The 22,427-nt window shown below is 40.4% G+C and carries 24 protein-coding genes; 5 read left to right on the forward strand and 19 right to left on the reverse strand.

What is annotated here, in order from left to right:
* Positions 1 to 2: 2 nt before the first annotated feature.
* Positions 3 to 242, reverse strand: coding sequence for a hypothetical protein (locus DCO56_RS02025; protein ID WP_104382394.1), 240 nt, complete (start codon positions 240 to 242; stop codon positions 3 to 5).
* Positions 243 to 491: 249 nt separating this feature from the next.
* On the opposite strand from DCO56_RS02025, the gene map reads away from it, so the two are divergent.
* On the forward strand, positions 492 to 1,256 hold the full coding sequence (gene map, locus DCO56_RS02030; protein WP_108632086.1) for a type I methionyl aminopeptidase: 765 nt from the start codon (positions 492 to 494) through the stop codon (positions 1,254 to 1,256).
* Positions 1,257 to 1,320: 64 nt separating this feature from the next.
* Here map and DCO56_RS02035 read toward each other — a convergent pair whose 3' ends face one another.
* The 6 genes from DCO56_RS02035 to DCO56_RS02060 form a co-directional block, all read right to left on the reverse strand.
* Positions 1,321 to 1,575, reverse strand: a complete 255-nt coding sequence (locus DCO56_RS02035; protein ID WP_146190955.1) for a hypothetical protein — start codon at positions 1,573 to 1,575, stop codon at positions 1,321 to 1,323.
* 26 nt (positions 1,576 to 1,601) lie between these two features.
* Entirely contained in the window at positions 1,602 to 1,871 is a 270-nt protein-coding gene (locus tag DCO56_RS02040; protein WP_108632088.1) for a hypothetical protein, read from the reverse strand.
* A 26-nt stretch (positions 1,872 to 1,897) separates the two neighbouring features.
* Positions 1,898 to 3,328 (reverse strand): TolC family protein, encoded by a 1,431-nt coding sequence (locus DCO56_RS02045; RefSeq protein WP_108632089.1) that lies wholly within the window; start codon positions 3,326 to 3,328, stop codon positions 1,898 to 1,900.
* A 16-nt stretch (positions 3,329 to 3,344) separates the two neighbouring features.
* Positions 3,345 to 6,491, reverse strand: coding sequence for an efflux RND transporter permease subunit (locus tag DCO56_RS02050; RefSeq protein WP_108632090.1), 3,147 nt, complete (start codon positions 6,489 to 6,491; stop codon positions 3,345 to 3,347).
* A gap of 12 nt (positions 6,492 to 6,503) precedes the next feature.
* Entirely contained in the window at positions 6,504 to 7,649 is a 1,146-nt protein-coding gene (locus tag DCO56_RS02055; protein WP_108632091.1) for an efflux RND transporter periplasmic adaptor subunit, read from the reverse strand.
* 194 nt (positions 7,650 to 7,843) lie between these two features.
* Entirely contained in the window at positions 7,844 to 8,743 is a 900-nt protein-coding gene (locus DCO56_RS02060) for a helix-turn-helix transcriptional regulator (protein WP_108632092.1), read from the reverse strand.
* 573 nt (positions 8,744 to 9,316) lie between these two features.
* On the opposite strand from DCO56_RS02060, the gene DCO56_RS02065 reads away from it, so the two are divergent.
* Positions 9,317 to 10,168, forward strand: coding sequence for a helix-turn-helix domain-containing protein (locus DCO56_RS02065; protein WP_108632093.1), 852 nt, complete (start codon positions 9,317 to 9,319; stop codon positions 10,166 to 10,168).
* 96 nt (positions 10,169 to 10,264) lie between these two features.
* On the opposite strand, the gene DCO56_RS02070 is transcribed toward DCO56_RS02065, so the two are convergent.
* Positions 10,265 to 10,819 (reverse strand): cysteine hydrolase family protein, encoded by a 555-nt coding sequence (locus DCO56_RS02070; RefSeq protein WP_108632094.1) that lies wholly within the window; start codon positions 10,817 to 10,819, stop codon positions 10,265 to 10,267.
* Positions 10,820 to 10,993: 174 nt separating this feature from the next.
* Here DCO56_RS02070 and DCO56_RS02075 point away from each other — a divergent pair, with 174 nt between their 5' ends.
* The gene (locus tag DCO56_RS02075; protein ID WP_219929284.1) at positions 10,994 to 11,773 is read left to right on the forward strand and encodes an alpha/beta fold hydrolase; all 780 of its coding nucleotides are present in this window, start codon (positions 10,994 to 10,996) and stop codon (positions 11,771 to 11,773) included.
* A gap of 67 nt (positions 11,774 to 11,840) precedes the next feature.
* On the opposite strand, the gene DCO56_RS02080 is transcribed toward DCO56_RS02075, so the two are convergent.
* From DCO56_RS02080 to DCO56_RS02100, 5 genes are all read right to left on the reverse strand, one after another.
* Positions 11,841 to 13,145: a cryptochrome/photolyase family protein gene (locus tag DCO56_RS02080; protein ID WP_108632095.1), complete on the reverse strand. Its 1,305-nt coding sequence runs from the start codon at positions 13,143 to 13,145 to the stop codon at positions 11,841 to 11,843.
* Between the two features lie 156 nt (positions 13,146 to 13,301).
* Entirely contained in the window at positions 13,302 to 14,357 is a 1,056-nt protein-coding gene (locus tag DCO56_RS02085; protein WP_108632096.1) for an NAD(P)-dependent alcohol dehydrogenase, read from the reverse strand.
* Positions 14,358 to 14,637: 280 nt separating this feature from the next.
* Positions 14,638 to 14,868 (reverse strand): hypothetical protein, encoded by a 231-nt coding sequence (locus DCO56_RS02090; protein ID WP_108632097.1) that lies wholly within the window; start codon positions 14,866 to 14,868, stop codon positions 14,638 to 14,640.
* A 26-nt stretch (positions 14,869 to 14,894) separates the two neighbouring features.
* Positions 14,895 to 15,188 carry a hypothetical protein gene (locus DCO56_RS02095; RefSeq protein WP_108632098.1) on the reverse strand — a complete coding sequence of 98 codons (294 nt, stop codon included), beginning with the start codon at positions 15,186 to 15,188 and terminating at the stop codon, positions 14,895 to 14,897.
* A 137-nt stretch (positions 15,189 to 15,325) separates the two neighbouring features.
* Positions 15,326 to 15,913 carry a TetR/AcrR family transcriptional regulator gene (locus DCO56_RS02100; protein ID WP_108632099.1) on the reverse strand — a complete coding sequence of 196 codons (588 nt, stop codon included), beginning with the start codon at positions 15,911 to 15,913 and terminating at the stop codon, positions 15,326 to 15,328.
* 79 nt (positions 15,914 to 15,992) lie between these two features.
* Here DCO56_RS02100 and DCO56_RS02105 point away from each other — a divergent pair, with 79 nt between their 5' ends.
* The gene (locus tag DCO56_RS02105; RefSeq protein WP_108632100.1) at positions 15,993 to 16,571 is read left to right on the forward strand and encodes a GNAT family N-acetyltransferase; all 579 of its coding nucleotides are present in this window, start codon (positions 15,993 to 15,995) and stop codon (positions 16,569 to 16,571) included.
* On the opposite strand, the gene DCO56_RS02110 is transcribed toward DCO56_RS02105, so the two are convergent.
* The 5 genes from DCO56_RS02110 to DCO56_RS29460 form a co-directional block, all read right to left on the reverse strand.
* Positions 16,535 to 17,098 (reverse strand): DUF6624 domain-containing protein, encoded by a 564-nt coding sequence (locus DCO56_RS02110; protein WP_108632101.1) that lies wholly within the window; start codon positions 17,096 to 17,098, stop codon positions 16,535 to 16,537. The two genes, DCO56_RS02105 and DCO56_RS02110, sit on opposite strands and share 37 nt — an antisense overlap.
* Positions 17,099 to 17,345: 247 nt before the next feature.
* Positions 17,346 to 18,017, reverse strand: a complete 672-nt coding sequence (catA, locus tag DCO56_RS02115; protein WP_108632906.1) for a type A chloramphenicol O-acetyltransferase — start codon at positions 18,015 to 18,017, stop codon at positions 17,346 to 17,348.
* A gap of 49 nt (positions 18,018 to 18,066) precedes the next feature.
* Positions 18,067 to 18,474 (reverse strand): cytidine deaminase family protein, encoded by a 408-nt coding sequence (locus DCO56_RS02120; RefSeq protein ID WP_206531920.1) that lies wholly within the window; start codon positions 18,472 to 18,474, stop codon positions 18,067 to 18,069.
* A 301-nt stretch (positions 18,475 to 18,775) separates the two neighbouring features.
* Positions 18,776 to 19,375, reverse strand: coding sequence for a GrpB family protein (locus DCO56_RS02130; RefSeq protein WP_108632103.1), 600 nt, complete (start codon positions 19,373 to 19,375; stop codon positions 18,776 to 18,778).
* 67 nt (positions 19,376 to 19,442) lie between these two features.
* On the reverse strand, positions 19,443 to 19,583 hold the full coding sequence (locus tag DCO56_RS29460) for a hypothetical protein (protein ID WP_219929285.1): 141 nt from the start codon (positions 19,581 to 19,583) through the stop codon (positions 19,443 to 19,445).
* Positions 19,584 to 19,939: 356 nt separating this feature from the next.
* On the opposite strand from DCO56_RS29460, the gene DCO56_RS02135 reads away from it, so the two are divergent.
* Complete coding sequence (locus DCO56_RS02135; RefSeq protein WP_146190956.1) at positions 19,940 to 21,520, forward strand: fimbrillin family protein; 1,581 nt, start codon at positions 19,940 to 19,942, stop codon at positions 21,518 to 21,520.
* A 61-nt stretch (positions 21,521 to 21,581) separates the two neighbouring features.
* Here the strand turns inward: DCO56_RS02135 and DCO56_RS02140 are convergent, their stop codons facing one another.
* Positions 21,582 to 22,379 (reverse strand): AraC family transcriptional regulator, encoded by a 798-nt coding sequence (locus DCO56_RS02140; RefSeq protein ID WP_108632105.1) that lies wholly within the window; start codon positions 22,377 to 22,379, stop codon positions 21,582 to 21,584.
* Between the last annotated feature and the right edge of the window lie 48 nt (positions 22,380 to 22,427).

The following is a 22,427-nucleotide window of genomic DNA, read 5'->3' on the forward strand; positions in this document are numbered from 1 at the left end:
AGCTAAGCAAGGACAAAGCGGTCCAAAAAATCAACTTTTATACCATGTCTATGCAACAAAGCTGTCAATAGATCTACGGAACAGTCCTCTGTTTCTACCCGAAAGATGGCGTCTTCATCATCCAGATCCAAGGTAGCCGACTGTATCTGCGGTAGATGGAGCTTTAACAGCTGCATCAGGAAGGTCTTCTTCTCCTTTGTTCTCACAGAGCTTTTAAAAATCAATATCTGCTTCGCTTTCATGTTATAAATTTAAAATTGCACCCAAAATTCGATCGCTTCTCAGTTTATATTCATCCGAGATTTATCACAAATCTATCATTTAAACCTATCGCCAGTTGAGATTTTATACGAAAGCAGGCCTTTCTTATACCAAAACTCCCGTAATTCGTCTTGCAATCATTAGCCCTGCTTTTCTTTATGGGATTATCTAATTTTTTTAAGACCTTTGTCTATCTTTAATTCAATAAGCAAAAACACAAAAAAAGCGCAATGTCTATTACCAACGAGAACGAATTGACCGGAATGCAAAAAGCGAGTGCGGCAGTCGCCAAAACGCTTAAAGCGATGTGCGATTATGCCAAGGTAGGCATGTCAACCAAAGAATTAGATGAATATGGCGCAAAGATATTAACTTCATATGGTGCCAAATCAGCGCCAGCGTTGACCTATAATTTCCCGGGCTGGACTTGTATCAGTGTAGACAACGAATTCTGTCATGGTGTTCCTGCTGCGGACCGTTTATTACAGGAAGGAGATCTTATTAATATTGATGTATCGGCTGAGCTGGATGGTTTTTGGGCTGATAACGGGGCTTCTTTTGTAATCGGTCAGGATATTCATAACCATCAGAAATTGGTAGACGCTTCAAAGGAAATCCTTCAAAAAACCATAAAAAATATCCGTGGTGGTGTTAAAATTGCGGACATTGGCCAGCTAATGGAAACAGAAGCAAAAAAGAGAGGTTATAAAGTGATCAAAAATCTAGGTGGACATGGCATCGGACGCAGCTTACACGAAGAGCCAGATGAGTTGCTCAACTATAAGAATAGATTTGACCAGAGACGGTTTAAGAAAAATTCAATTGTTGCTATCGAAACCTTTATTTCCACCTCTTCCACTTATGCTACTGAATTAAATGATGGCTGGACGATGGTTGGTGACAAAGGCGGTTACATGGCACAACATGAACATACCATTATGATTACAGATGGCGCTCCAGTGATTTTAACGGCGGAGAATGGTATTTTCAATTAGGCATTATATCCGGAAAGATATTTCCTAAGATCGTTAAGATCAATATCTTTCCGGAATAACTTTTCTAAAAAACGCCTTTTTTGGCAGGCTCCTCTTCAAAGTCCAAAAGACTTATTTTCAACTTTTTTTGCTCCATCAGACGAATAATCAATTCATCTACTTTTTTTGTTGATTTCACCATCATCGTGAATACCTTGTCATCTAGATTAAAAGAAATGGATATCACTGTCGGAACCAGTAAAAAAATATAGGTTTCAAGTTCCTTCCGTCGCAGTAGAATTCCCCTACCTACCGCAAAAAGTTGCATATAACTCATCATCGTTATTTTTATAATTTAAATTCAAATTACCGACCTATGCCTGCTCCATAGTATTCCACGGCGATGCTGTAAGGAAAATCTTCCACAGTTGAAAACAGCTGTTCCAACCCTTCCAAGTGCGGTATGATAGCCACTTTTTGCCTTCTTTTTTCAAGGATTAAGGCTAGCTGGTCCGCAAAATCCAGATCGGCATCAACAAGTATAAACCGATCAGCACTACATGCGTAGGCCATCTTTTCAGTTTCGCGGCGATTTTGACTTGGATTGATCAGAATCAGCATGTTTATTGTTTTCATTTCGTTCGTATATTAAGATGCTGCTATTAGAGCCAGCCGCCTCCCAAAGCACGGTAAAGGGATGTTATGGCATTAATTTTCTGTGATTTCACCGTAGCCTGATCCAGTTCGGCCTGCAAGCGATTGGTCTGTGCCACAATTACTTCCAAATATGTTGCTTCATTAAATTTATAAAGCAGCAAGGCGTTCTGCACGAGCTGTGCGGAGCGTTCTACCTGCAGATTGGAAGTCTCCAGTTGTTCGTCTGATTTCTCAAGCTGAATCAGCGCATCGGACACTTCACCGACTGCTTTTAACATCGTCTGTTTGAAATTCAGTTCCATTTGATCCTTCGTAATTTTTGATTGTTCTAAACGTGTTTTTAACTGTCTTCCATTCAGAATCGGCTGTACGATAGTTCCGGTTGCTGCGGCAAACAGTGAGCCAGGCAAATTAAACCAGTTATTGGCTTTAAATGCATTTAATCCGCCCTGAGCAGTGATATTTAAATTTGGATACATACTTGCCCGGGCGATGTGTATGGAGGCCAGGCTACGTCGGACATCCAATTCGCTGCTGCGCAGATCCGGCCGGTAGCTTAACAGATTTGCAGGAACCCCCAGCGAGAGATTGGTCGGCGACTGAACCTGATCCAATCGGGTAGTTCTTTTTACGGGCCCCGGCACCTCACCCACTAAAATGCTCAATGCATTTTCCTGTACGTGAATTCGGGCTTCAATTGCTGGAATCTGTTTAGCTACCTGATCCCGCGCCACCTCTTGCTGTTGTACGGAAAGTATGTTTGTCAGCCCCAATTCAACCTGTTTATTGAGAATGAATAACGTGCTATCCGCAAATCCCAGATTACGTTTTGTTATCTCCAACTGTCGATCCAGCAGCAATAGGTTGTAATACCCTTGAACGACCTCAGCCACCAAACGTGTCTTAATTGCGCGCGCTGCCTCCTGTGTTTTAAGAAAATCCACCAAGACCTCCTGCTTTTGTCCTTTCAATTTCCCCCAGATATCGGCTTCCCAAGATAGCTGAATGGACGATGTATAATCCATGTTATATTTTTGTCCCATAAACTGACTGGCCATCATACCGTTCATGCTGTTGTCAGAAGGGCGGTTAATCCCCACATTGGCAAGATTTGCATTCAGCAAAGGCACATTCAGCCACTTGGCTTGCTTATACCCTTCCGAAGCAAATTCAATCTGCTTCAGGGCAACATTCAGATCATTATTTTTTTTCAAAGCACTGTCCAAAAGAGAAATGAGTATTTCGTCTTTAAAAAAATCGCGATAAGATATCTTTGCGATACTACTATCGCGTTCTTGCACCTCCTCCTGATTTCGATAACGATCGACCGGTTTCATCTCGTTCCTAGCGTATTGTGGTACGCGGCAGGCATGCAGCACTGTGATAGTCGCTAGCAGCACCATACCGTAACGGCAATTTCTTTTTATCTGTTTCATATTATATCATCCTTAATTAGTACTCCCATTCACTTTCATCCAGCTCACGGCCATTCAATCTTTCGTGGAAGTACTGAAATACCACAAAGAGTACAGGGGTTAGGAATATCCCTAATACTGTCCCCACCAGCATGCCAAAAATGGCAGCATAGCCAATGGAATGATTACCCATTGCTGAAGGTCCTACAACAAAAACGAGCGGCACAATTCCCGTAATAAAAGCCAATGACGTCATTAAGATAGGTCTTAGCCGCGCTTTTGCACCTTCTACCGCTGCCGCAATCAAGCTCTTTCCGGCTTTTCGGCGCTGGCTTGAAAACTCGACAATCAGAATTCCATTCTTTGCCAGTAGCCCAATGAGCATCACCATAGCAATCTGTACATAGATATTATTTGCAATTCCGGCCATACCAATTCCGATGAACACGCCTGATAATCCCACAGGAATGGAGAGCAGTACGGAAAAAGGTAATATGTAGCTTTCATATTGTGCAGATAACAAGAAATAAACAAATACAATACAGAGCACAAAAATTATTGTAGTCTGTGATGTCGCCATGTTTTCTTCGCGGCTCATGCCTTTGTAATCGAAGGTATAACCTGGTGGGAGCAGCTGCTTGGCTACCTCCTGGATAGCTGACATCGCCTGCCCCGTACTATATCCCGGAGCGGGCATTACCGTAAGGTTTGATGCATTGAATAAGTTAAAACGCTCCACCACCTCGGGTCCGGTAACGGGCTGGATACTCACTAACGTACTGATCGGGATCATGTCCTGCCGGCTATTTTTCACAAACACCCCCTGCAATGATTTTTCATCTGTCCGGGATTCCGGAGTTGCCTGTACCAGTACACGATAATATTTACCGAAGCGATTAAAGTCCGAAGCCTGTATGCTGCCGTAATATCCTTGCATAACGCCAAGTACATCACTAACAGCCACACCGAGCTGTGCGGCTTTCGCTTCGTCCACAGCAACTTCGTATTGTGGGTAGGAAACATCAAAAGTAGTAAAGGCCATGGCAATCTCCGGTCTTTGCATCAATGCGCCCATCATGCCATAGGATATGTTGCCAAGTTTTTGCAATTCCGCATTTGTTCTGTCCTGTAAAACCAGCTCCATACCACTCGAATTACCAAATCCGTCTACCGTAGGTGTGTTTAATACAAGAAAGTTCGCTCGTTTATCCTGCGCAAGCATCCCCTGCAGCTCGCCCATAATCGCTCCGAGATTGTGCACTTCGCCACGTTCTTTTTCAGCTTTCAGGCGAATAAAGAAAGTACCGGCAGCGGAAGACATTGCTCCGGTAAATAGACTTAAGCCATTCACGGAGATTACCTCACGAACTGCGGGATGCGCCATCAACTTGTTTTCGGTATCGGACATCAGCACGGTGGTCCGATCTTTAGACGTTCCGGCAGCCAGGTTGGCCGTCACAATGATAAACGACTGATCTTCATCCGGGATAAAACCTTTTGGAGTATTCATGGAGTACCAGGCAAACAAGCCACCAAACACAGCCAAAAGTAAAAATGCGATCCACTTGCGTTTGATCATCGTTAGAATTGCTTTTCCATAACGAAAAGTAAGTTTATCAAAACCCGCATTAAATCCGGCAAAAAAACGTTGTTTGAATGTAACCTTATGATTTTCATGCGAATGATCCACATGGGTTTTCAATAAGATTGCACATAAGGCCGGACTCAGTGTCAGGGCATTTACGGCTGAAATGACAATTGCGATCGCCAATGTCAACGCGAATTGCTGATAAAACAAACCTGTGGAACCGTCCATAAATGCTACCGGGACAAATACTGCGGACATCACCAGCGTAATCGAAACAATAGCACCCGAAATTTCCCCCATGGCAGACATCGTAGCGGCTTTGGCATTTAGTTTTCGCCGTTCCATTTTGGCATGTACGGCTTCGACAACAACAATGGCATCATCGACAACAATTCCGATTGCGAGTACCAAGGCGAAAAGCGTCAGTATATTAATTGAAAACCCAAATATTTTCATAAAGAAAAATGTCCCTACAATGGAAACCGGAACGGCGATGGCCGGAATCAAAGTCGAACGAAAATCTTGTAAGAATATAAATACCACGATAAATACCAAAATAAAGGCTTCGATCAGGGTTTTAATGACCTGCTCAATCGACTGATCCAGTGATTCTTTGGTTGCATATGGTATTTTGTACTCCATCGTTCCCGGAAAAGATTTCTGCAGTTCTTCCATGCGCTTTTGCAATGCAATTTGTACCTCATTGGCATTTGATCCGCTCATCTGGAAAATTGCCATGGTGACGGCAGGTTTCTTGTTATAGTTGGATGCCACGGTATAGCTATAAGCTGCAAATTCAACTTTGGCAACATCTTTCAGACGCAATACCGAACCATCGTTCTGCGCCCGAATAACAATATCTTCATATTGCCGAGGTTCGGTGAATTTCCCCTTATAGCGCATCACGTACTCTTTCACCTCTGTGCTCTGCTCACCAAACCTACCTGGAGCTGCTTCCAGATTTTGGGACTGGATGGCGCGCGACACATCACTTGGTGTCAGGTTGTAGCTATTCAGTTTATTTGGATCTAACCATACGCGCATGGCGTAGTCCTTATTTCCATATACCATTGCGTCGCCTACTCCTTTGATACGCTTAAGCTCGGGTACTACATTTATTTTGCTGTAGTTTTCGAGAAAGAGATCATCCATGGTACCATCTTTACTTGTCAGCGTGACCATCGCAATCATGCTATTTTGACGTTTTAAGGTGGTGATTCCACTTTGGATCACTTCTGCCGGCAGCTGGTTGGTCACCTGCGCGACACGGTTCTGAACATTGATAGCAGCCTGATCCGGATCGGTACCTAATTTGAAGATTACCGTAATATTTAATGTACCGTCATTGCTTGCCGTTGATGAAATATAATCCATATTTTCAACCCCATTAATAGCGTTTTCAATGGGTGGGGCGACGGAACGTGCGATTGTTTCGGCATTTGCACCGGGATACACAGCGGTCACCATAACAGTAGGTGGGGCAATATCGGGAAATTTGGTAATGGGCAGGCTGAGCATACCGACAACACCGAGAATGACCAATAAAACAGAAATCACGGTGGCCAATACCGGTCGTTTAATTATTTTTTTTAACATGAAATTGCTGCTTTATTTTTTGTTTTGAGTTTGCTTTTGTGCTGTAACCGGCATTCCGGGCTGCAGACGTTCGAATCCTTGTGCGATATAACGGTCGCCCTGTTTTAATCCTTCGCGAATGATAAAATTATCTTCAGATTTTCCTGAAATAGCCACGGGTATCTGTACGACTTTATTTTCCTTATCGACGGTATAGGCAAAGACCTTATCTTGGTAAGTCACTGTCGACGCGATAGGTAATAATGGCATTTCCTTCAATTGTTGAACCATCACAATTTTTCCGGTGTTACCACTGCGCAGCGCAGCATTGGGATTATCAAATTTGGCACGGAAGGTAATCGAACCCGTATTCTTATTGAACTGACCTTCAACGGCATCTATTCGCCCTTTTGTGGCATACTCTTGTCCGTCCGATAATAATAGTGCAACGGGCGCTGCATTTTGCAGTTTCTCGGCCACAGTACTTCCGGTATGCTCGCGTTGAAATCGCACGAAATCACGCTCACTCAAGCTAAAATAGGCATATACCTGATGATTATCCGAAACGACTGTAATGGCTTCCTGATTTGTCGTAGACAGCAAACTTCCCAAACGATAGTTGAAGCGACCGATATAGCCATTCACAGGCGATTTGATCACCGAAAAATCCAGATTGATCTGTGCCGAAGCTATCGCTGATCTGGCCTGTGCCACAGACGCATTTGCGGCGGCATAGCTCGCCTGAGCCTCTTGCATCTGGATATCCGAAACAATCCGGCTTTTGGTCAGCTCCGTTTTTCGATCTAATTCAATTTTAGCAGTCAGTAGATTTGATTCAGCAACAGCCAATGCAGCCTTTGCATTGGTCAACTGCTCGCGGAAGATCCGATCTTCAATTTTGAATAGCGTCTGTCCGGCGCGAACATAGTCCCCTTCATCTACGAATATTTTCTGGAGATAACCGTTCACCTGGGGCCGTATTTCTATATTGGAAAGGCCTTCAATGGCACTAGCATATTCATTTCGAATCGTTGCATCGCCCGTTGTCACAGTATCAAAAAGTACCTCCGCAGGTCCCTGCTGATATCCGTCCCCCTGCCGTTTACCCGTACAGCTGGATAATAATACCAGCGCAATAAACAAGTTCGTGGTGCGTTTTTTAACGACATTTTGCTTCATAATGGATTTTGCTTTTAATTATATGTGTAGCAAAAGTCCAAAAAAACCGAAGTCTAAATTCGGCGCAAAGACGCCAAAATTTGTTTAAAAGACGCCAAACAGGATAGCTCAGGCCCTAAAAACAAAGGTGCTTTTACTTTCGTACGCAGTAAAAGCACCTTTGTTTGGATTGCTATTGGAACAGCAAGAATTACTTAAAAAAGGTCGTCCATTTTGTAGTCACTCGGATTTCTTTCGGTATGTTTTTTGAAAAATTTGCTAAAAACCGTTTGATCTGAAAAATTAAGTAAACAGGCCACCTGACTGATGTTATTTGTCGAGTTTTTTAAGAGAATTTTTGCCTCGATAAGGAGTACCTGGTTAATAATTTCTTTTGGGGTGCGCGACATGGCTTTCTTGACAACTTTCGTAAGATACTTTCGACTGACAAATAAACGATCCGCGTAAAACTGAACGTCGTGATGTTCGACATAATATTCCCGGACAAGTGCAAAAAAAGCACTCGTAATCTCTTCTTCCCGGGAAGAAAAACTTGCCTGCTGCCGAAAGTTTTTGGAATAGTTCTCAATATCGTACATCAATAAAGAAAAATAATGCCAGATCATCTCATTACTATAATAGACCGTATTCTTAAAATCGTTGAGATAAGCTAGTTCCTTAATATAAAATGCCAATCGTCTGTAGAGGTGTTGCTCGCCACGAATGATATAGGAAGGGTTGTTGGAGAAATTCTTTAACATATCATTTGACCGATAATTAAAGCCGGCATCCGATAGCATATCTATGGAAAAGAAAATTTGCTTTTGCCTGACATCCGCGGAAAAGTAAATGACTTTGAAAACCTCCTGTGGAACACAAAAAAGAATGTCGCCTTTTTGAAGCTCATATTCATAGTCTCCCACCCGATAATAGGAAATACCCTCCTCAGCCAACAATACTCCAAAAAAAGAAGCACGATAATGGCAATTGCGTTGAATATGCATATTGTCACTTGTAGACTCTAGCACCATATATTCCTTGCTGCGTTGCGGAAACAGCAGCTCACGCGTCAAATCCTCCATTTTAAGAGAAATGACGTACTCTTTTTTTTTCATTATGTTGAGTTGGCCTTAAAATAACTTCTATTGAAGCAATCAAAAATAGCCGATTAAATAGTGTAAAAAATCATATCATGGTCTTGATTTGGAATTTGACAAAAAAGAAATAAAATATATTCGACGATATCAGAGCTGGAAGTATGGATCATGAACAAAAGCATAAATACCGCCGCCGAATCCTTTAAAAAATATAAGGGGCCTCTCTTGACGAGAAAACCCCCAAATAATATATTTTTGTAGGACTAACTAGATTATTCCAATAAGTACGCAATAGTTTGCATAAAAAATGTGTGATGCGGACGTTCTAACGATTCAAGTGGGATGAACATCTATATTTAAGTTTGTATTTGATTACGATAATAAAGGTCGATGAATTCTTTCAATAAAAAAGTGACTATCGTCACTTTTCACTTAAATTCTGAAATTATTTCAAAAAGTATTTCTATCCCACCTGTTAAATGAATTATATAAAGTTCATTCGCTCAATTATATTGTGTAAGATTGCGCATATAGATCGTTATTTAATTTAGCTTTAAGATTAGTACTTTTGATGTTTAAAGTTTACTGCTATTGAAAACAATAAAATTCCATAAGGGCGAATGCGGTGTTGAATTTCTATTAAACGTACTAAATCAACAGGAAACGGACTATACACATCGCGAGACCTATCATAAAGACTTTTTTGAAATTTTGTTTTTCAAAAAGGCTAAGGGACGTTTGCGATTGAATCAGGAAGTCATCGAATTAACGGACAACAACATTATTTTTATTTCCGCCTTTCAGAAACATACCTTCGAACTGGATCCTACGCATCTGGAATTTACCACATTGATTTTTCAGGAAGATTTTCTCAATGAATTTTTCGCAGATAAGCTTTTTACGTATCGCCTACTGTATTTCTATCAGTCACACCATACTGTAAAAATAGCAGCTGATGATGTACATCTATCTAAATTCTATACGCTGCTGGCGGAAATAAAATCAGAGCTTGTTCAAACACAAGCAGACAGTGCACATATTATACGCTCTTTGCTTTATTATTTACTCCAGACCTTGAATCGAAAATATGCCCGATTGAATGGACTTTCTATACAAAAGCCTGAGAATAATTTTGCGTATCAGTTCAGGATGTTACTCGAACAGCATATTCAACAGAAACAGCGGATTAAAGACTATACCGCACTGATGGGCGTTAGCCGGATCACATTGAATCATGCTGTTAAGGCACAATTCAATACCACGGCGACACAATTACTCAAACAACGATTATTATTTGAAGTGCAGGAGTTGCTGATACATTCAGGCAAGTCAATCAGTGAAATTGCCTTTGATCTGAATTTTTCTGAGCCTAATCACCTGATGCGTTTTTTTAAGGCTCAGACAGGCAAAACCATCAGTGCATTTATCAAGGAACTTCGGTAAAAGATTTATGACCGGTTGTCCCGAGCCGATAATCTCTACGAATTATAAAAAAGCTGACAGTAAGCAACATTGCTATAAACTGTCAGCTGAGATCATTTAATTGTGCGCCAGGTATGTTTCCGTCGTCTGAATCTGCGCATAGAAGAATTCTAATGCTGCGAGAAAGGCATGCTGTACATCCTCAGCTTTCACCGTAACATCATTAATTTCTAGGTCACGTGTTGCACAGGCATCCCCTATTACTGTACATGCAAAACCAAAATCAACCGCTGCCCGCGTTGTGGCATCAATACACATGTGCGTCATCATACCTACAACAACGAGTTCAGTAATTTGATTGTTTTTCAGATAATCTAAGAGTTCAGTTTCCCTAAAACTATTTGGAAAGTGTTTTTTGATCACTTTCTCTCCCACTAGCGGTTTAACGCTGGAGTGGATATCAACAGCAACTGTACCTGCTATAAAAAATGGCATTTTTGCAGGATCGGGAGAGATATGCTGAATATGGATAATCGGTGCATCTCTTTCTCTAAAATGATTAATTATTTTTCCGGCATTTAGACTTGCTGCGATAGGGTTTACAAGTTCCATTCCGCCATTTTCAAAATATTCATTTTGAATGTCTATCACAATTAACGCTGTAGTATTCATCTTTTATATAGTATTATGTTTTCGTTACGACAAAATTAGCGGGTCAACAACAGAGGCCACTACCAAATATATCCTCGACACTACCATTTTGATAAGGAAAGATGTTTTAGTTATCTTAGCCCCAGGAATAGCCTTTTGGAGGCAACATTAATTCGATTAAAAGAAAGAAATATCGTGAAAGAATTACTACACAGCAAAATATACGGAGCAGAAAATGGTGGAACACCACTTGTTGTTCTGCATGGCCTTTTTGGTATGGCAGACAACTGGGGATCTTTTGGCCGTAGCTTTGGCGAAAAAAGACAGATACATTTGCTTGACCTGCGCAATCACGGTCGAAGTTTCCACAGCGATGGCATGTCCATTGAGGATATGGTCGAGGATCTAGCCGACTATATTGCTTCGATCGGGTCGAAGAAAATTCTCTTATTGGGCCATTCTCTGGGTGGAAAGGTTGCCATGCAATTTGCCATTGACCATCCCGAACAGGTTGAAAAGTTGATTATTGCGGATATTGCCCCCAAAGCTTATCCACCACATCACGAAGATATCTTCAATGCGCTCTGTGCTGTTGATATCAATAGTATGGACAACAGGAAAGATGTACAGACAAAACTTGAAACTTATCTTGATGATCCGGGAGTGGTTCAATTTCTGTTAAAAAACGTTTATATTAAAGAAGACCGCAAACTGGGTTGGCGCTTCAATCTAGATGTTCTACAGCAAAAATATGCGGATTTTATCACAATAAGTGTAAAAGCTGGTATTTACACCGGTCCTACGCTATTTCTGGCGGGCGAAAAATCGCGCTACATTCTTCCTGAAGATAAAGTCAAAATCAAAGAGCAATTTCCAAATGTCAGCTTTGAAACGATACCAAACGCCGGACACTGGGTTCAGGCAGAAAACCCACAGGCATTCGACAAATTTGTTGCCGATTTTTTGGAGCAATAAAAATCTAGTCCTGAGGAGCCCGATCCCAGCTGAACCGATCGTTAAGTTGGGATTGGATTATCCTAAGTCACCGTTTATCCAATGCTGCCGCATAGGTCTTTAGCGCACGTTCTCGAGCAAAAGAGTGTGCTATCATCGGTTCGGGATAAGCTGCGCTCCCAAGTTCAGGGATCCATTGTCTACTATATTCTTGCTTCTTATCAAATTTTTCAGCCTGAATGATTGGGTTAAATACCCTGAAATACGGTGCCGCATCACAACCACAACCCGCTGCCCATTGCCAATTGCCGTTATTCGCAGACAGATCATAATCATTGAGCTTTTGTGCAAAATAAGCTTCGCCCCATCGCCAATCAATTAATAAATGTTTACATAAAAAACTAGCCGCTACCATGCGTACACGATTATGCATATAACCCGTACTATTTAATTGCCGCATTCCAGCATCGACCAAAGGATAGCCCGTTTGGCCCTTACACCAACGTTCAAATTCCTCTTCATTATTGCGCCACTGAATACCATCATATTTCTTTTTAAATGATTCGTTGACAACATTTGGAAAATGATACAAGATTTGCATAAAAAATTCACGCCAGATGAGCTCTGATAGCCATACCGCATTATGTTGCCCGGCAAAGGTCACACACTGACGAATACTGATCGTACCAAAACGTAGCGCTATACCAAGATTCGTTGTCCCCGTTAAGGCAGGGTAATCACGGTATTTATCGTAATTATTAATAATATGTGCACGCAATTGTGGCGGATGGAAAGTCAAATCTGTCTTTTTAAATCCAATTTTTTCCAGCGAAATTATTGGCGTATAAGCCTGCTGTACAAAAAGTCCTCCTTTATGATCCAGCGGTTGAAGATCTTTTGTCGTTAATTTTTCCCGCCACTTTTTCGCATAAGGGGTATAAATGGTATAAAGGCTACCATCGTTTTTCAACAACTCATTTTTATCGAAAATAACTTGATCTTTTACTGCTTTAAATGGAATACCAGCTGCTTTAAAAAATTCAAATATTGTGCGATCCCGTTTGATTGCTTTAGGTTCATAATCTCTATTGCAATAGATTTCATGAATTCTGTATTTCTTATGTAGTGTTTTAAAAATTGCGAAAGGACTCCCATAGAAAGTATTCAATGTGGCTCCAAAATCCTTTAATTGTTGGTTTATCGCTTCCAGTGCCCGATGGATATAGTCTACACGTCGATCCGATTTATCCTCCAACTGCTGTAAAATATCTTCATCAAATATAAAAACCGGCAACACAGGGAGTCCTGTTGCTAATGCCCGGGATAATCCGGCATTGTCTTCCAGACGAAGATCCCTGCGGAACCAAAAAACTACGACTTTACTTTCTTCCATAAAAATAGAGACAAGGCCATCAAAATAGCTACACGTCTAATTAATTCAATATCATGATACCAAAAAATTCACAAAACGACAAACAAATTAATTGGACAGTGTTAAACCTAGCATTAATCTAAAGTTGCTTTAATTTAACACTGTCCGGTTTGCACCCTAGTTCTTTAAGCTTTCCATATCGATCACAAATCGATATTTTACATCACTCTTAAGCAACCTATCATAGGCTTGGTTAATGTCCTGCATCCGTATCAGCTCTATATCCGAAGTGATGTTATGCTTTCCACAGAAATCCAGCATTTCTTGCGTTTCGGCAATTCCACCGATCATTGATCCTGAGAAACTTTTGCGGGCAGGAATTAAGCTAAATGGGGCTACTGGAAGCGGATGTTCCGGAGCCCCCACAAGCGTAAGTGATCCATCGCGTTTCAATAGGCTCAGGTAAGCGTTGATATCGTGTTGTGCAGAGACACAATCCAAAATAAAATGTAAAGTGCCGGCATTCTTTTTCATCTGTTCCTGATCTGTTGATAGAATGACTTCGTCAGCACCTAAACGTTTGGCGTCTTCCACTTTACTTTCAGAGGTTGTTATCACTACGACATGTGCCCCCATCGCTTTAGCAATTTTCACTCCCATGTGCCCCAAACCGCCAATGCCCACAATACCTACCTTCTGCCCGGGACCAACTTTCCAATGCCGTAATGGTGAATAAGTTGTAATACCGGCGCAAAGCAAAGGCGCAGTTGCTGCCAGGTCCAAATTTTCAGGAATCCGTAAAACAAAATCCTGATCCACTACAACCCGCTCTGAGTATCCGCCAAAAGTCTGTTTGTTCAGATGTTTATCATGACCATTGTATGTTTGGATATTTCCATTCTCACAATATTGCTCCAATCCTTCTTTGCAACTCTCACATTCACGGCAACTGTCCACCATACATCCAACACCGGCAAGATCGCCAATTTTAAATTTAGTCACGCTAGATCCCACTTTAGTGATCCGTCCGACGATCTCATGACCGGGAACATTTGGATAAACTGTCCCGCCCCATTCGTTACGTGCAGTATGTAAATCGGAATGGCAAACACCACAATAGAGAATATCAATCTCCACATCTCCCGCTGTTACTTCACGGCGCTGAATTTCCAGCTGTTTTAAATCTGCTGTCGGCGCTTCAGTTCCGAAAGCTTTTATTAAAAATGTACCCATATTAATATGATGATCTATAATTAATTATTATTTATACCTGTTATAAAAATCTACCCTAGTTAACTAATCCGGAAGGCCAATTATCTCCCGTATAAGTTAAGAATAACCCTTAGTACTAAAAAAAGTTTGGTTTAAAACACAATATATTCCATTTTCGATGCTTTCCTCGATCTTGGAAGTGAACACCTTATATTTATAGTGTTTCCTAGCCTGAATCAAAAAATATGACATGTAAATTTATGCATTATAGCAATGCGCTGAACTGGATTTTCACAAATCTTTAATCGACATCCTCTACCTGGACAAACTGTATCTTAAGGCCTTGTTGCTGGCAAATATTTAGAATTGAAAATTCTAAACGGCTGTTAATCTTGACAACAAGTAAAAATTGCTGATCATCCAGCAATAAATCGATATTTTTGATCTCCGGAAAACGCTGATATAAGAATTGATAGATCTCGCTGGCCTTCCATTTCAATTTGCGGGATAGGGAGTAAACAATTTTGTACATATTTAGATTTGTTTCAATAAAACAGTTTATTTCAATATCTTAACTGCGAGCTGATTCAAGTCACCGATCACAATTCCTTTATCTTTCAGCTCATTAAAATTGCGCGCCAGTCGCACTTCTTTATTTATACCTTCCAATGCAAGCGCCAATTCATCCAAACGTTCGATTTCACGGTGTATCAATACATAGCAATCAAACGCTGCATCCAATAAACCAGTAGACTCGGGCTGAATCTTTTCATCCGTTTCTACTAATACGAGCAGGTATTTTTGTGCCGTTAATTTTCTGGTCACCTTTCCTATTTTTGCATTTAAAATCATGTTATACCATATTTTTTATTAGGCATTCTTATTTTTTGAGTCAACTACAAAATAGACATATTTTGTATTTTTGTCGAAACTCTACGCTAAAAAAAGAGCAAATGCTCATCAATTTTTAATGCCTGGATATCAAACAGCTACCTTAGTCCTTTTACACAAATGCTAATTAACCAACCAAGCCGCGCTTCGAAATCAGGAAACCGGTCAAATAGCAACACTTCCTGTTCAAAACAACGGGAAGTCGTTACTAGCATTTCCGAGAGGAAGAGGATATCTTTTTCTTCTAAAAACTGAATCTCCCCTTTGGCAATAGCGATCCCGATCATATCACGAATCAATTTAATTTCATCATCCAACATATAACGTGTCTTGGACACCATCAAAGCCGGATCTGATTTCATATCCTCGAAAGCAAGGTGAAAACGTTTCGTAATCAGATTAATCTGGTGCAGTTTCGCTCTCAAAAAGCCAACCAAATTCTCCTCCAAAGAAGCTTCGCGACTATAGCTTTCCTTTGCTTTTGTGAATACCTGTTCACATAAACATTCGGCTATCGCATCAAAAACATCCATTTTGCTCGTAAAATAGTAATACAATGTACTACGGCCTTTACCACAAGCTTTAGAAATATCCTGCATTGAAACTCGTGTAAAACCATACGTTTCAAATACTTTCATTGACGAAAGGATAATTTCTTCCCTAATATTTTCCTGTTGCATTGTCATCGCTCGACAAACATACAAAAAATGTCGAAAATTCACATTATCATTCTTCAATTAAACATATTTTATTATTTTTACGTCCATGATATCGGATATATTCCCAATTTTATCGACTGAACGTCTTTATTTGCGTGAGATTCAACATTCGGATGCTCAGGCTTTATTCTCTTATTTTTCAAAAGATGAGGTAACGCTATATTTTGATCTACCAACTTTTCAGCACATGGACGAGGCCTATGAGCTCGTAAAAAATTGGCAGGAAAATTTTCAACAAAAGAAAGCAATTCGTTGGGCAATCTGTCTGAAGGGCAATCCGGATCAGCTGATTGGCTCTTGTGGTTTCCATAACTTCTCCTCCGAACACTTTCGTGCAGAAATCGGCTATGAACTTCATCCTGACTTCTGGCAACAGGGGATTATGACAGAAGCAATTTCTACCATTATTTCTTACGGATTTGAGGAATATAAGCTCAACCGAATAGAGGCATTTATCGACCCTGACAACTTGGCTTCCCGTAAGTTGCTTGAAAAAATGAACCTTCTTTCAGAAGGAATCCTGCATGACTATTTCTTTGAGAAAGGACGCTTTGTGGATGGCGAAATTTTTGCATTACTTAAAAAGAATTATATCCAGCCTACTTTCTTTCGCCAGATTGTATAGTCGGGATCCCGCTGATTTAAAATCGCAAGCTCCTCTACATGATAGATCGTATCGAGTTTCCTATTGGTGAGCCGGGGCAGATTCATTCGCAGGCGCAACGTGTTCAGATCTTCCTTGTTTTCCACAGGATAGATTCCGCCATCCGCAGTTAACTGTGTTCCAAAACGCTGTGGCTCGCCCTTGAAATACTGTATTCTATCGTATAAATAGGCTATGTGTGCCAAGTTAATATCCTCTTTATCCATGTTCATCAATTGATAACAGGTTTGCATGAACACAGGCTCTGATACCGCATGCTGTACAATAAACCAAGCAGCTTCGCTAGCCTCTTCGCCAACTTTTGAAATACCGGGATATCCTATCTTGTCAATTATTTCACGTAATCGTTTCGCGTTAGCACGATGGACAGCTTCCATTTTCGGATGATAGCCCTTTCCAAGTGCACCTTCTTTGGCTAACTCTTCCCTCAAAAGTCTATCGCCATTTGCTAATTGAATCAATTCTTTTGCAAGCTTCTCGTCTACCATAAGTACAGTTTATCGCTTATAAACGAACATCTTTATACGACTGTTGGTCAATTCTTCTTGACCAACAGTCGTATAGGATATTGGATTTATAACACTTTTGTCATTTCAAGCTGGATCATCCCATTTACCAAGCTTTATTTCTCCAGAAATAATTTCAATTCCTCCGCTTTTGCATCAATGTTATTGAACTGGCATTAATCAAGTCAAATAGTACAAAAGGATTTTATCGATGACCACGATTCGTTTTTTATACTTGAGATTTAATGATTGTTTCAATGTTTTCACAGTACTCTTCCAATGTTGCGATCAATTGTGCGACATGAATCCCATCACAGACGGCATGATGCACCTGGATCGCAATAGGCATCAAGATTTCATCAGCTTGTTTTTTATACTTTCCAATGGTAAAAGAAGGCGCAAAATAATCTGTAAAGTCAGCAATATGCAGATTAAAACTATCAAAATTAATCCATGGAATCGCTGAAATATTAAAATGATTTTCCGGTGGCTGCTCCGGAAAAAAATGCAGATTATCTGCGTGTCTTTCTCCTACATCATTATAATTAGCCATAAACCTCGTAAAATCTTTATCGTATATGGCAGTCAGTGCAGAAAAAGTCTCCGTTTCCGAATGCAATACGGTATATATCGGATCTACATAATCCCATACAATGAGCTCTCCCTCCTTCATTGCCATCTTAAACGCATCATGCTTATTTACAGCGCGTGCGATGAGGTATATCATGACAGGATAAAATTTATAGCCATTTTCCTTAATAAAAGGAAGTACTTTGGCGATATTGATTTTTGTTGTCAGGCTAAAGCCGCATTTCATCTGGCTGCGATATACCGCAAAGTGCTCCTTCCGCTTCCAGTCCGCTAAATTAATCTTCTTATATGCTGATTTTATCTTCTCCATTATTTTTATATTGATCATCTTGTCTGAATCTATTGACTGTATCCTAAAATCACCAATTTCTATCCAGATTTTCTTTCCAGTCAAAAGGTAACAATTCTTTTAAGGATTTGAACACGCCATTTTTTACTTCGACGATTGCTTCGAGGTTGTCTTTGGCAAGCTGACTGATCAATTCCCGGCAACGCCCGCAAGGGGGAACGGCATTTCCCGCGGCATCTACCGCAACAAATGCCCTGACCCGAAACTCCTTATGTTTCAACATTTCCGCAACAGCACTATGTTCAGCACAAAAGCCCATTGAGCAGGCTGTATCGATACTGATTCCGGTATAAATATTGCCTGATACCGTTTCTATCGCTGCGGCGACGCCGGCATATTCAACAAAGTCATTTAGTCTATTTGTACCGGCCAACCCGATTGCTGCCTGTTTCAATTTATTCGTCATATCTTTACTCATGTCCTATGTATGTTTCATACGTTCACTTCATCTTTCCATATTCGCCACTCAAGACCTTCGCTATGTTTTGGTATAAAGCCTAAAACAACCTCTGTAAAAGAAAAATCATGATCAGTATACACCACCATATACAAATCAACTTCCTTTGTTGCAAAAAATTCAATCAGGTACAAAACATTGTTTTCCCTTTTTACCACAGCAGCACAATTCAATTTATCCAAATGATAAATTGAATCTTAACCCCATATTGGGGTAAGCATAGCAATAGAAAAGGCGGGACAAAAGCTTACATTCTCGCTAGTCATTGCTGTCTCTCCCTGTACCATTTTAATGCGTTTCTTTCCTGCATCTTCAAAAATTCGTCCTTACCCGTGTTATAATCGTTTCCATCAACCCATTCGAGTTGAATTAAATGTTGTTTAAGTGTCTGATAGCTTTCTTTGACCGTCGGATGGGCCATTAGATAATCCCGAAACGCGATATGTCTTACCCAATCTGCCGAGCCCTTTACAAAAGCATGTAAATGGGCAACACGCAAATCATGGTCATGCAAGATCGCCGGTATCTCCTCCCCCGTCTTTACAACATCCGGGACCGCAATTTTATCTACGGGTTCATTGAGCAAAATAAAAAAACGGCGTTCGGGCCAATCTTGATTATATTTTTCGTAATAAACAATATTCGGCAATTTTAATAAATCGGGCAGCAATTCCAAATCCGTTTCGTTCTCTACTCCTAACTGTATATCAATGATCGGTTTAGCGGAGAGACCTTCTACTGCAGTGCTGCCAATATGATCAATCTGAGGAGCAAGTGGTTTAAGTATAGCTTGTAGCTCCAGCTTAATTGACTCAAATTGTTTTTTCCATTTCGGATCGTAGGGTAGAAAAGGTAATCGCATTTAAATATTTTTTTAAAATCAATAAATAGTTTGTTTGACTCAGACGCATTCTTTCCAGTTTCTCAGACTAAAAATGGTTACCTCGGGCAGATGATTTTACACCGTTATTACCACTAAAGTTAAAGCCGGTGATCACTGCAAACGTCGAATCAAAATTAAAGTTTTTCGATTGAAAATCAGCATTCACAATCTTGTCTAAGGTGTCCATATGCTAAGATTTTATGTGCTAAAACATCATCTGGGGCGTAAAACCAATTCTGCAATAAGGTAAATCCTTACAGGAATTGTAGCAATGTAGGTGTTTCTCTACAAGAAAAAATACAACAATCAAACAACACTTCTTAAACAAAAAAACCATTTAATTTTGCGTCGAAAAACATTTACCACTACAGATATCATATTACTGACACACTAAAAATACACAGCTTTTATTTAAATATTTCCGAATAAGGATGCAACTAAACGCTTTGTATCATATAAAAATACATTAAAACAAAGAATTCCCTTACATAAATATTTAATTACATGAATTTAAAGCCTTACCTTAATCTGAAAAACATTTTAATGCTAACCTGCATTGTACTGACGGGCTCAGGCCTTTACTCTTGTCAAAAGAGTGGTGAAACTGCTGCATTAACTGGAGAAACAGTGGTTAAAATCAATCTACAAGGCGTTGAAGCCTTTGGTGAAGATGGCAGTAACCCTGTAGGTCAAAAGCAGGGCTCGGCTAAAGGATCGTTAGCTTCTGGCAGCACATCGGATGTTCAGGAAATGACCGTCCCTTTCGGTAACGGATGTTCCATCGATGTTGTCCTGACAAACAGTTCTGCAGCAGCTGTAAAAAAGGGATTAGTTGCCGGATCAAGTCCAAAAACCACCGCTGCTCAGGTAAGCGAGAAACCATTGGACAAAGATATCAAATACAAAGTTGTGGTATATGACAACCAAGGCAGCTATGTAACAGAAAAAACCTATAGCTATGGTAGTGAATCAACAGCAGCGGGAATTGCGCTGGATGCTGGCAAAACCTATACCTTCATCGCGTATTCAATCAACAGCACTAGCACTGTTCCCAATATCAACAACCAAAGCACATTGTCTGCGGCAAGTCTGGACAATATCAGTGGCGATTTAATGGTTTACTCAGGTTCTTTAAAATTGAACACTGGTGTAAACAACTTAAATGTTGTTTTAAAACATCGCTTCAGTCAGATCATCACGACTTTGACAATGGATCCAAATATGACCGGTGCGATTACAAAACTTGAAAATGCAGTGTTCAAACCAAGCTATTCTACGGCAAACTTCAAATTATCGGATGAAGCGCTTACATACAATGCCTTGAATGATGCTGGTGTGCCTGCACAGTTTCCAAGTTTAGGAAATGGTCTCCGTACAGTCGTTAGTACTCCTTCTTTATTGATCCATCCGGCAACGAGCAATGGAACACTTAAATTAGGAACGTTGACAATTGACGGTGAAACAAAATCAAACGTCAGCATTCCAAATGTAAAAATCAATCCGGGACAAAAATATGACCTCAAACTTAATTTCAAAACCTGTACACAAGACGTAACAAGTGACGGATTAAATTGGAGCTATCCTGAAACAACTTTTCGTGGTAAAAAAGGAATCATGAAAGATGAAACATTCTACGCCAATGGTAGCACAATCGAACGTATTTTTACAGCACCGGTAGCGAACTATGGTTTTGTCTTCGATATCACTGAGCTTGACAATGCTTTCAATATGGAAGTAAACGGTATCAGATTGGCCAAACAGGAAATCCAATTTCAGAATGCGGGTGCTTCTTCAAAACAAAATATTCAATTTGCTGATGGAAGCAAATACGAAGGTACGGATGTACAAACCAATAAAAGAATTGGTAACATCTATGACATGAAAGGCACGGCATCAAAACCATTAATTAAGCTTGTAATTAGCAGAACTGGTGAGGTTACAATGTTTGGAAGTAAAACTTCCGGTGGTGAGTTGTATCCACTTGTCTTAACCAATGGCAATGCTTTCAATACATTCCCTTGGAACGGCGTACAAAGCAATGCGGTAAAAGTTACTCAACTTGTTGATGGCAGAACCGTAATCAAAGGTATTGGAGCCGGAAAAAAGAAAATACCATGTAATTAATAATTTAGGTATAAATAAAAGAGAGCCCTCTTAAACATAAAGTTTTAAGGGGGCTCTCTTTTTAAGCTCCATGATCTTTCTGTAAGATTTTGCTGAGGTGACTTACGTCTGTCAGTCCAAACTCATCTGCAATTTCCTTTAAAATCATCCGCCCTGCTGCGATACGTTGTCGAATAAGCGTATTCCGGTAACGCAGAATATATGCCCTTATGGTCATCCCAACCTGACGTTTGAAATAGGTACCCAAATAATCAGGCGAAATATTAAAATGAGGGGCCATAACCTGCGACTTCAATAAATTGGGCGTATAGATATTTTTATGGATATAGCAAAACATCGCCTGTAGGTCGCGGCTTCTACTTCCATCTGTCTGTAATTCGGGCATATTTCTCACCAGAATCGTAGTTATGCCAAGCAACTGATACCAGATCAAGTCTTGATTGGCAAAGGCATCGTGTTTTAATGAAGCAACGACCTGAAACAGTAGGTGAACAGTCAAGAGATCAGCAGCAAGTAGCGGAAATCCATGCTGATGGGTCTCCCTGCTTTTTACCAAATACTCCAATTGTCGGGTTAGCACACCCGAATCGGCAGCATACCGATGGCTATATGCATCTGTAAATTTTAAATAAATAAAATGCGTCTCTTGTTCAATCTCAAAATAGTGGTACTCTTCTGGCCCAATAAAGAAAACAGCCCCGCTTTGGTAAGGGACAGTATGACCATTGATCACATGTACACCCCTTCCACGCACAATAAAAATAAATTCGTAGTGATTATGATTATGTTCAGGATGTGTCCATTCAGCGGCTTTAAATTCTGACACCAGAACAGGCTCAAATTGTCGATAGCGTTTCATTTAAGAAATGTACAAAATTATAGCCGATTTTTACATCCCGCCCGATCG

Origin of the sequence: Sphingobacterium athyrii (assembly GCF_003071065.1) — a bacterium.
GTDB classification, from domain to species: Bacteria; Bacteroidota; Bacteroidia; order Sphingobacteriales; family Sphingobacteriaceae; genus Sphingobacterium; species Sphingobacterium athyrii.

What these genes read in the sequence shown, in the direction of transcription:
- DCO56_RS02025 (WP_104382394.1), bottom strand. Translation starts at nt 242, where the DNA reads ATGAAAGCGAAGCAGATATTGATTTTTAAAAGCTCTGTGAGAACAAAG.
- map (WP_108632086.1), top strand. Translation starts at nt 492, where the DNA reads ATGTCTATTACCAACGAGAACGAATTGACCGGAATGCAAAAAGCGAGT.
- DCO56_RS02035 (WP_146190955.1), bottom strand. Translation starts at nt 1,575, where the DNA reads ATGATGAGTTATATGCAACTTTTTGCGGTAGGTAGGGGAATTCTACTG.
- DCO56_RS02040 (WP_108632088.1), bottom strand. Translation starts at nt 1,871, where the DNA reads ATGAAAACAATAAACATGCTGATTCTGATCAATCCAAGTCAAAATCGC.
- DCO56_RS02045 (WP_108632089.1), bottom strand. Translation starts at nt 3,328, where the DNA reads ATGAAACAGATAAAAAGAAATTGCCGTTACGGTATGGTGCTGCTAGCG.
- DCO56_RS02050 (WP_108632090.1), bottom strand. Translation starts at nt 6,491, where the DNA reads ATGTTAAAAAAAATAATTAAACGACCGGTATTGGCCACCGTGATTTCT.
- DCO56_RS02055 (WP_108632091.1), bottom strand. Translation starts at nt 7,649, where the DNA reads ATGAAGCAAAATGTCGTTAAAAAACGCACCACGAACTTGTTTATTGCG.
- DCO56_RS02060 (WP_108632092.1), bottom strand. Translation starts at nt 8,743, where the DNA reads ATGAAAAAAAAAGAGTACGTCATTTCTCTTAAAATGGAGGATTTGACG.
- DCO56_RS02070 (WP_108632094.1), bottom strand. Translation starts at nt 10,819, where the DNA reads ATGAATACTACAGCGTTAATTGTGATAGACATTCAAAATGAATATTTT.
- DCO56_RS02080 (WP_108632095.1), bottom strand. Translation starts at nt 13,145, where the DNA reads ATGGAAGAAAGTAAAGTCGTAGTTTTTTGGTTCCGCAGGGATCTTCGT.
- DCO56_RS02085 (WP_108632096.1), bottom strand. Translation starts at nt 14,357, where the DNA reads ATGGGTACATTTTTAATAAAAGCTTTCGGAACTGAAGCGCCGACAGCA.
- DCO56_RS02090 (WP_108632097.1), bottom strand. Translation starts at nt 14,868, where the DNA reads ATGTACAAAATTGTTTACTCCCTATCCCGCAAATTGAAATGGAAGGCC.
- DCO56_RS02095 (WP_108632098.1), bottom strand. Translation starts at nt 15,188, where the DNA reads ATGATTTTAAATGCAAAAATAGGAAAGGTGACCAGAAAATTAACGGCA.
- DCO56_RS02100 (WP_108632099.1), bottom strand. Translation starts at nt 15,913, where the DNA reads ATGACAATGCAACAGGAAAATATTAGGGAAGAAATTATCCTTTCGTCA.
- DCO56_RS02105 (WP_108632100.1), top strand. Translation starts at nt 15,993, where the DNA reads ATGATATCGGATATATTCCCAATTTTATCGACTGAACGTCTTTATTTG.
- DCO56_RS02110 (WP_108632101.1), bottom strand. Translation starts at nt 17,098, where the DNA reads ATGGTAGACGAGAAGCTTGCAAAAGAATTGATTCAATTAGCAAATGGC.
- catA (WP_108632906.1), bottom strand. Translation starts at nt 18,017, where the DNA reads ATGGAGAAGATAAAATCAGCATATAAGAAGATTAATTTAGCGGACTGG.
- DCO56_RS02120 (WP_206531920.1), bottom strand. Translation starts at nt 18,474, where the DNA reads ATGAGTAAAGATATGACGAATAAATTGAAACAGGCAGCAATCGGGTTG.
- DCO56_RS02130 (WP_108632103.1), bottom strand. Translation starts at nt 19,375, where the DNA reads ATGCGATTACCTTTTCTACCCTACGATCCGAAATGGAAAAAACAATTT.
- DCO56_RS29460 (WP_219929285.1), bottom strand. Translation starts at nt 19,583, where the DNA reads ATGGACACCTTAGACAAGATTGTGAATGCTGATTTTCAATCGAAAAAC.
- DCO56_RS02135 (WP_146190956.1), top strand. Translation starts at nt 19,940, where the DNA reads ATGCTAACCTGCATTGTACTGACGGGCTCAGGCCTTTACTCTTGTCAA.
- DCO56_RS02140 (WP_108632105.1), bottom strand. Translation starts at nt 22,379, where the DNA reads ATGAAACGCTATCGACAATTTGAGCCTGTTCTGGTGTCAGAATTTAAA.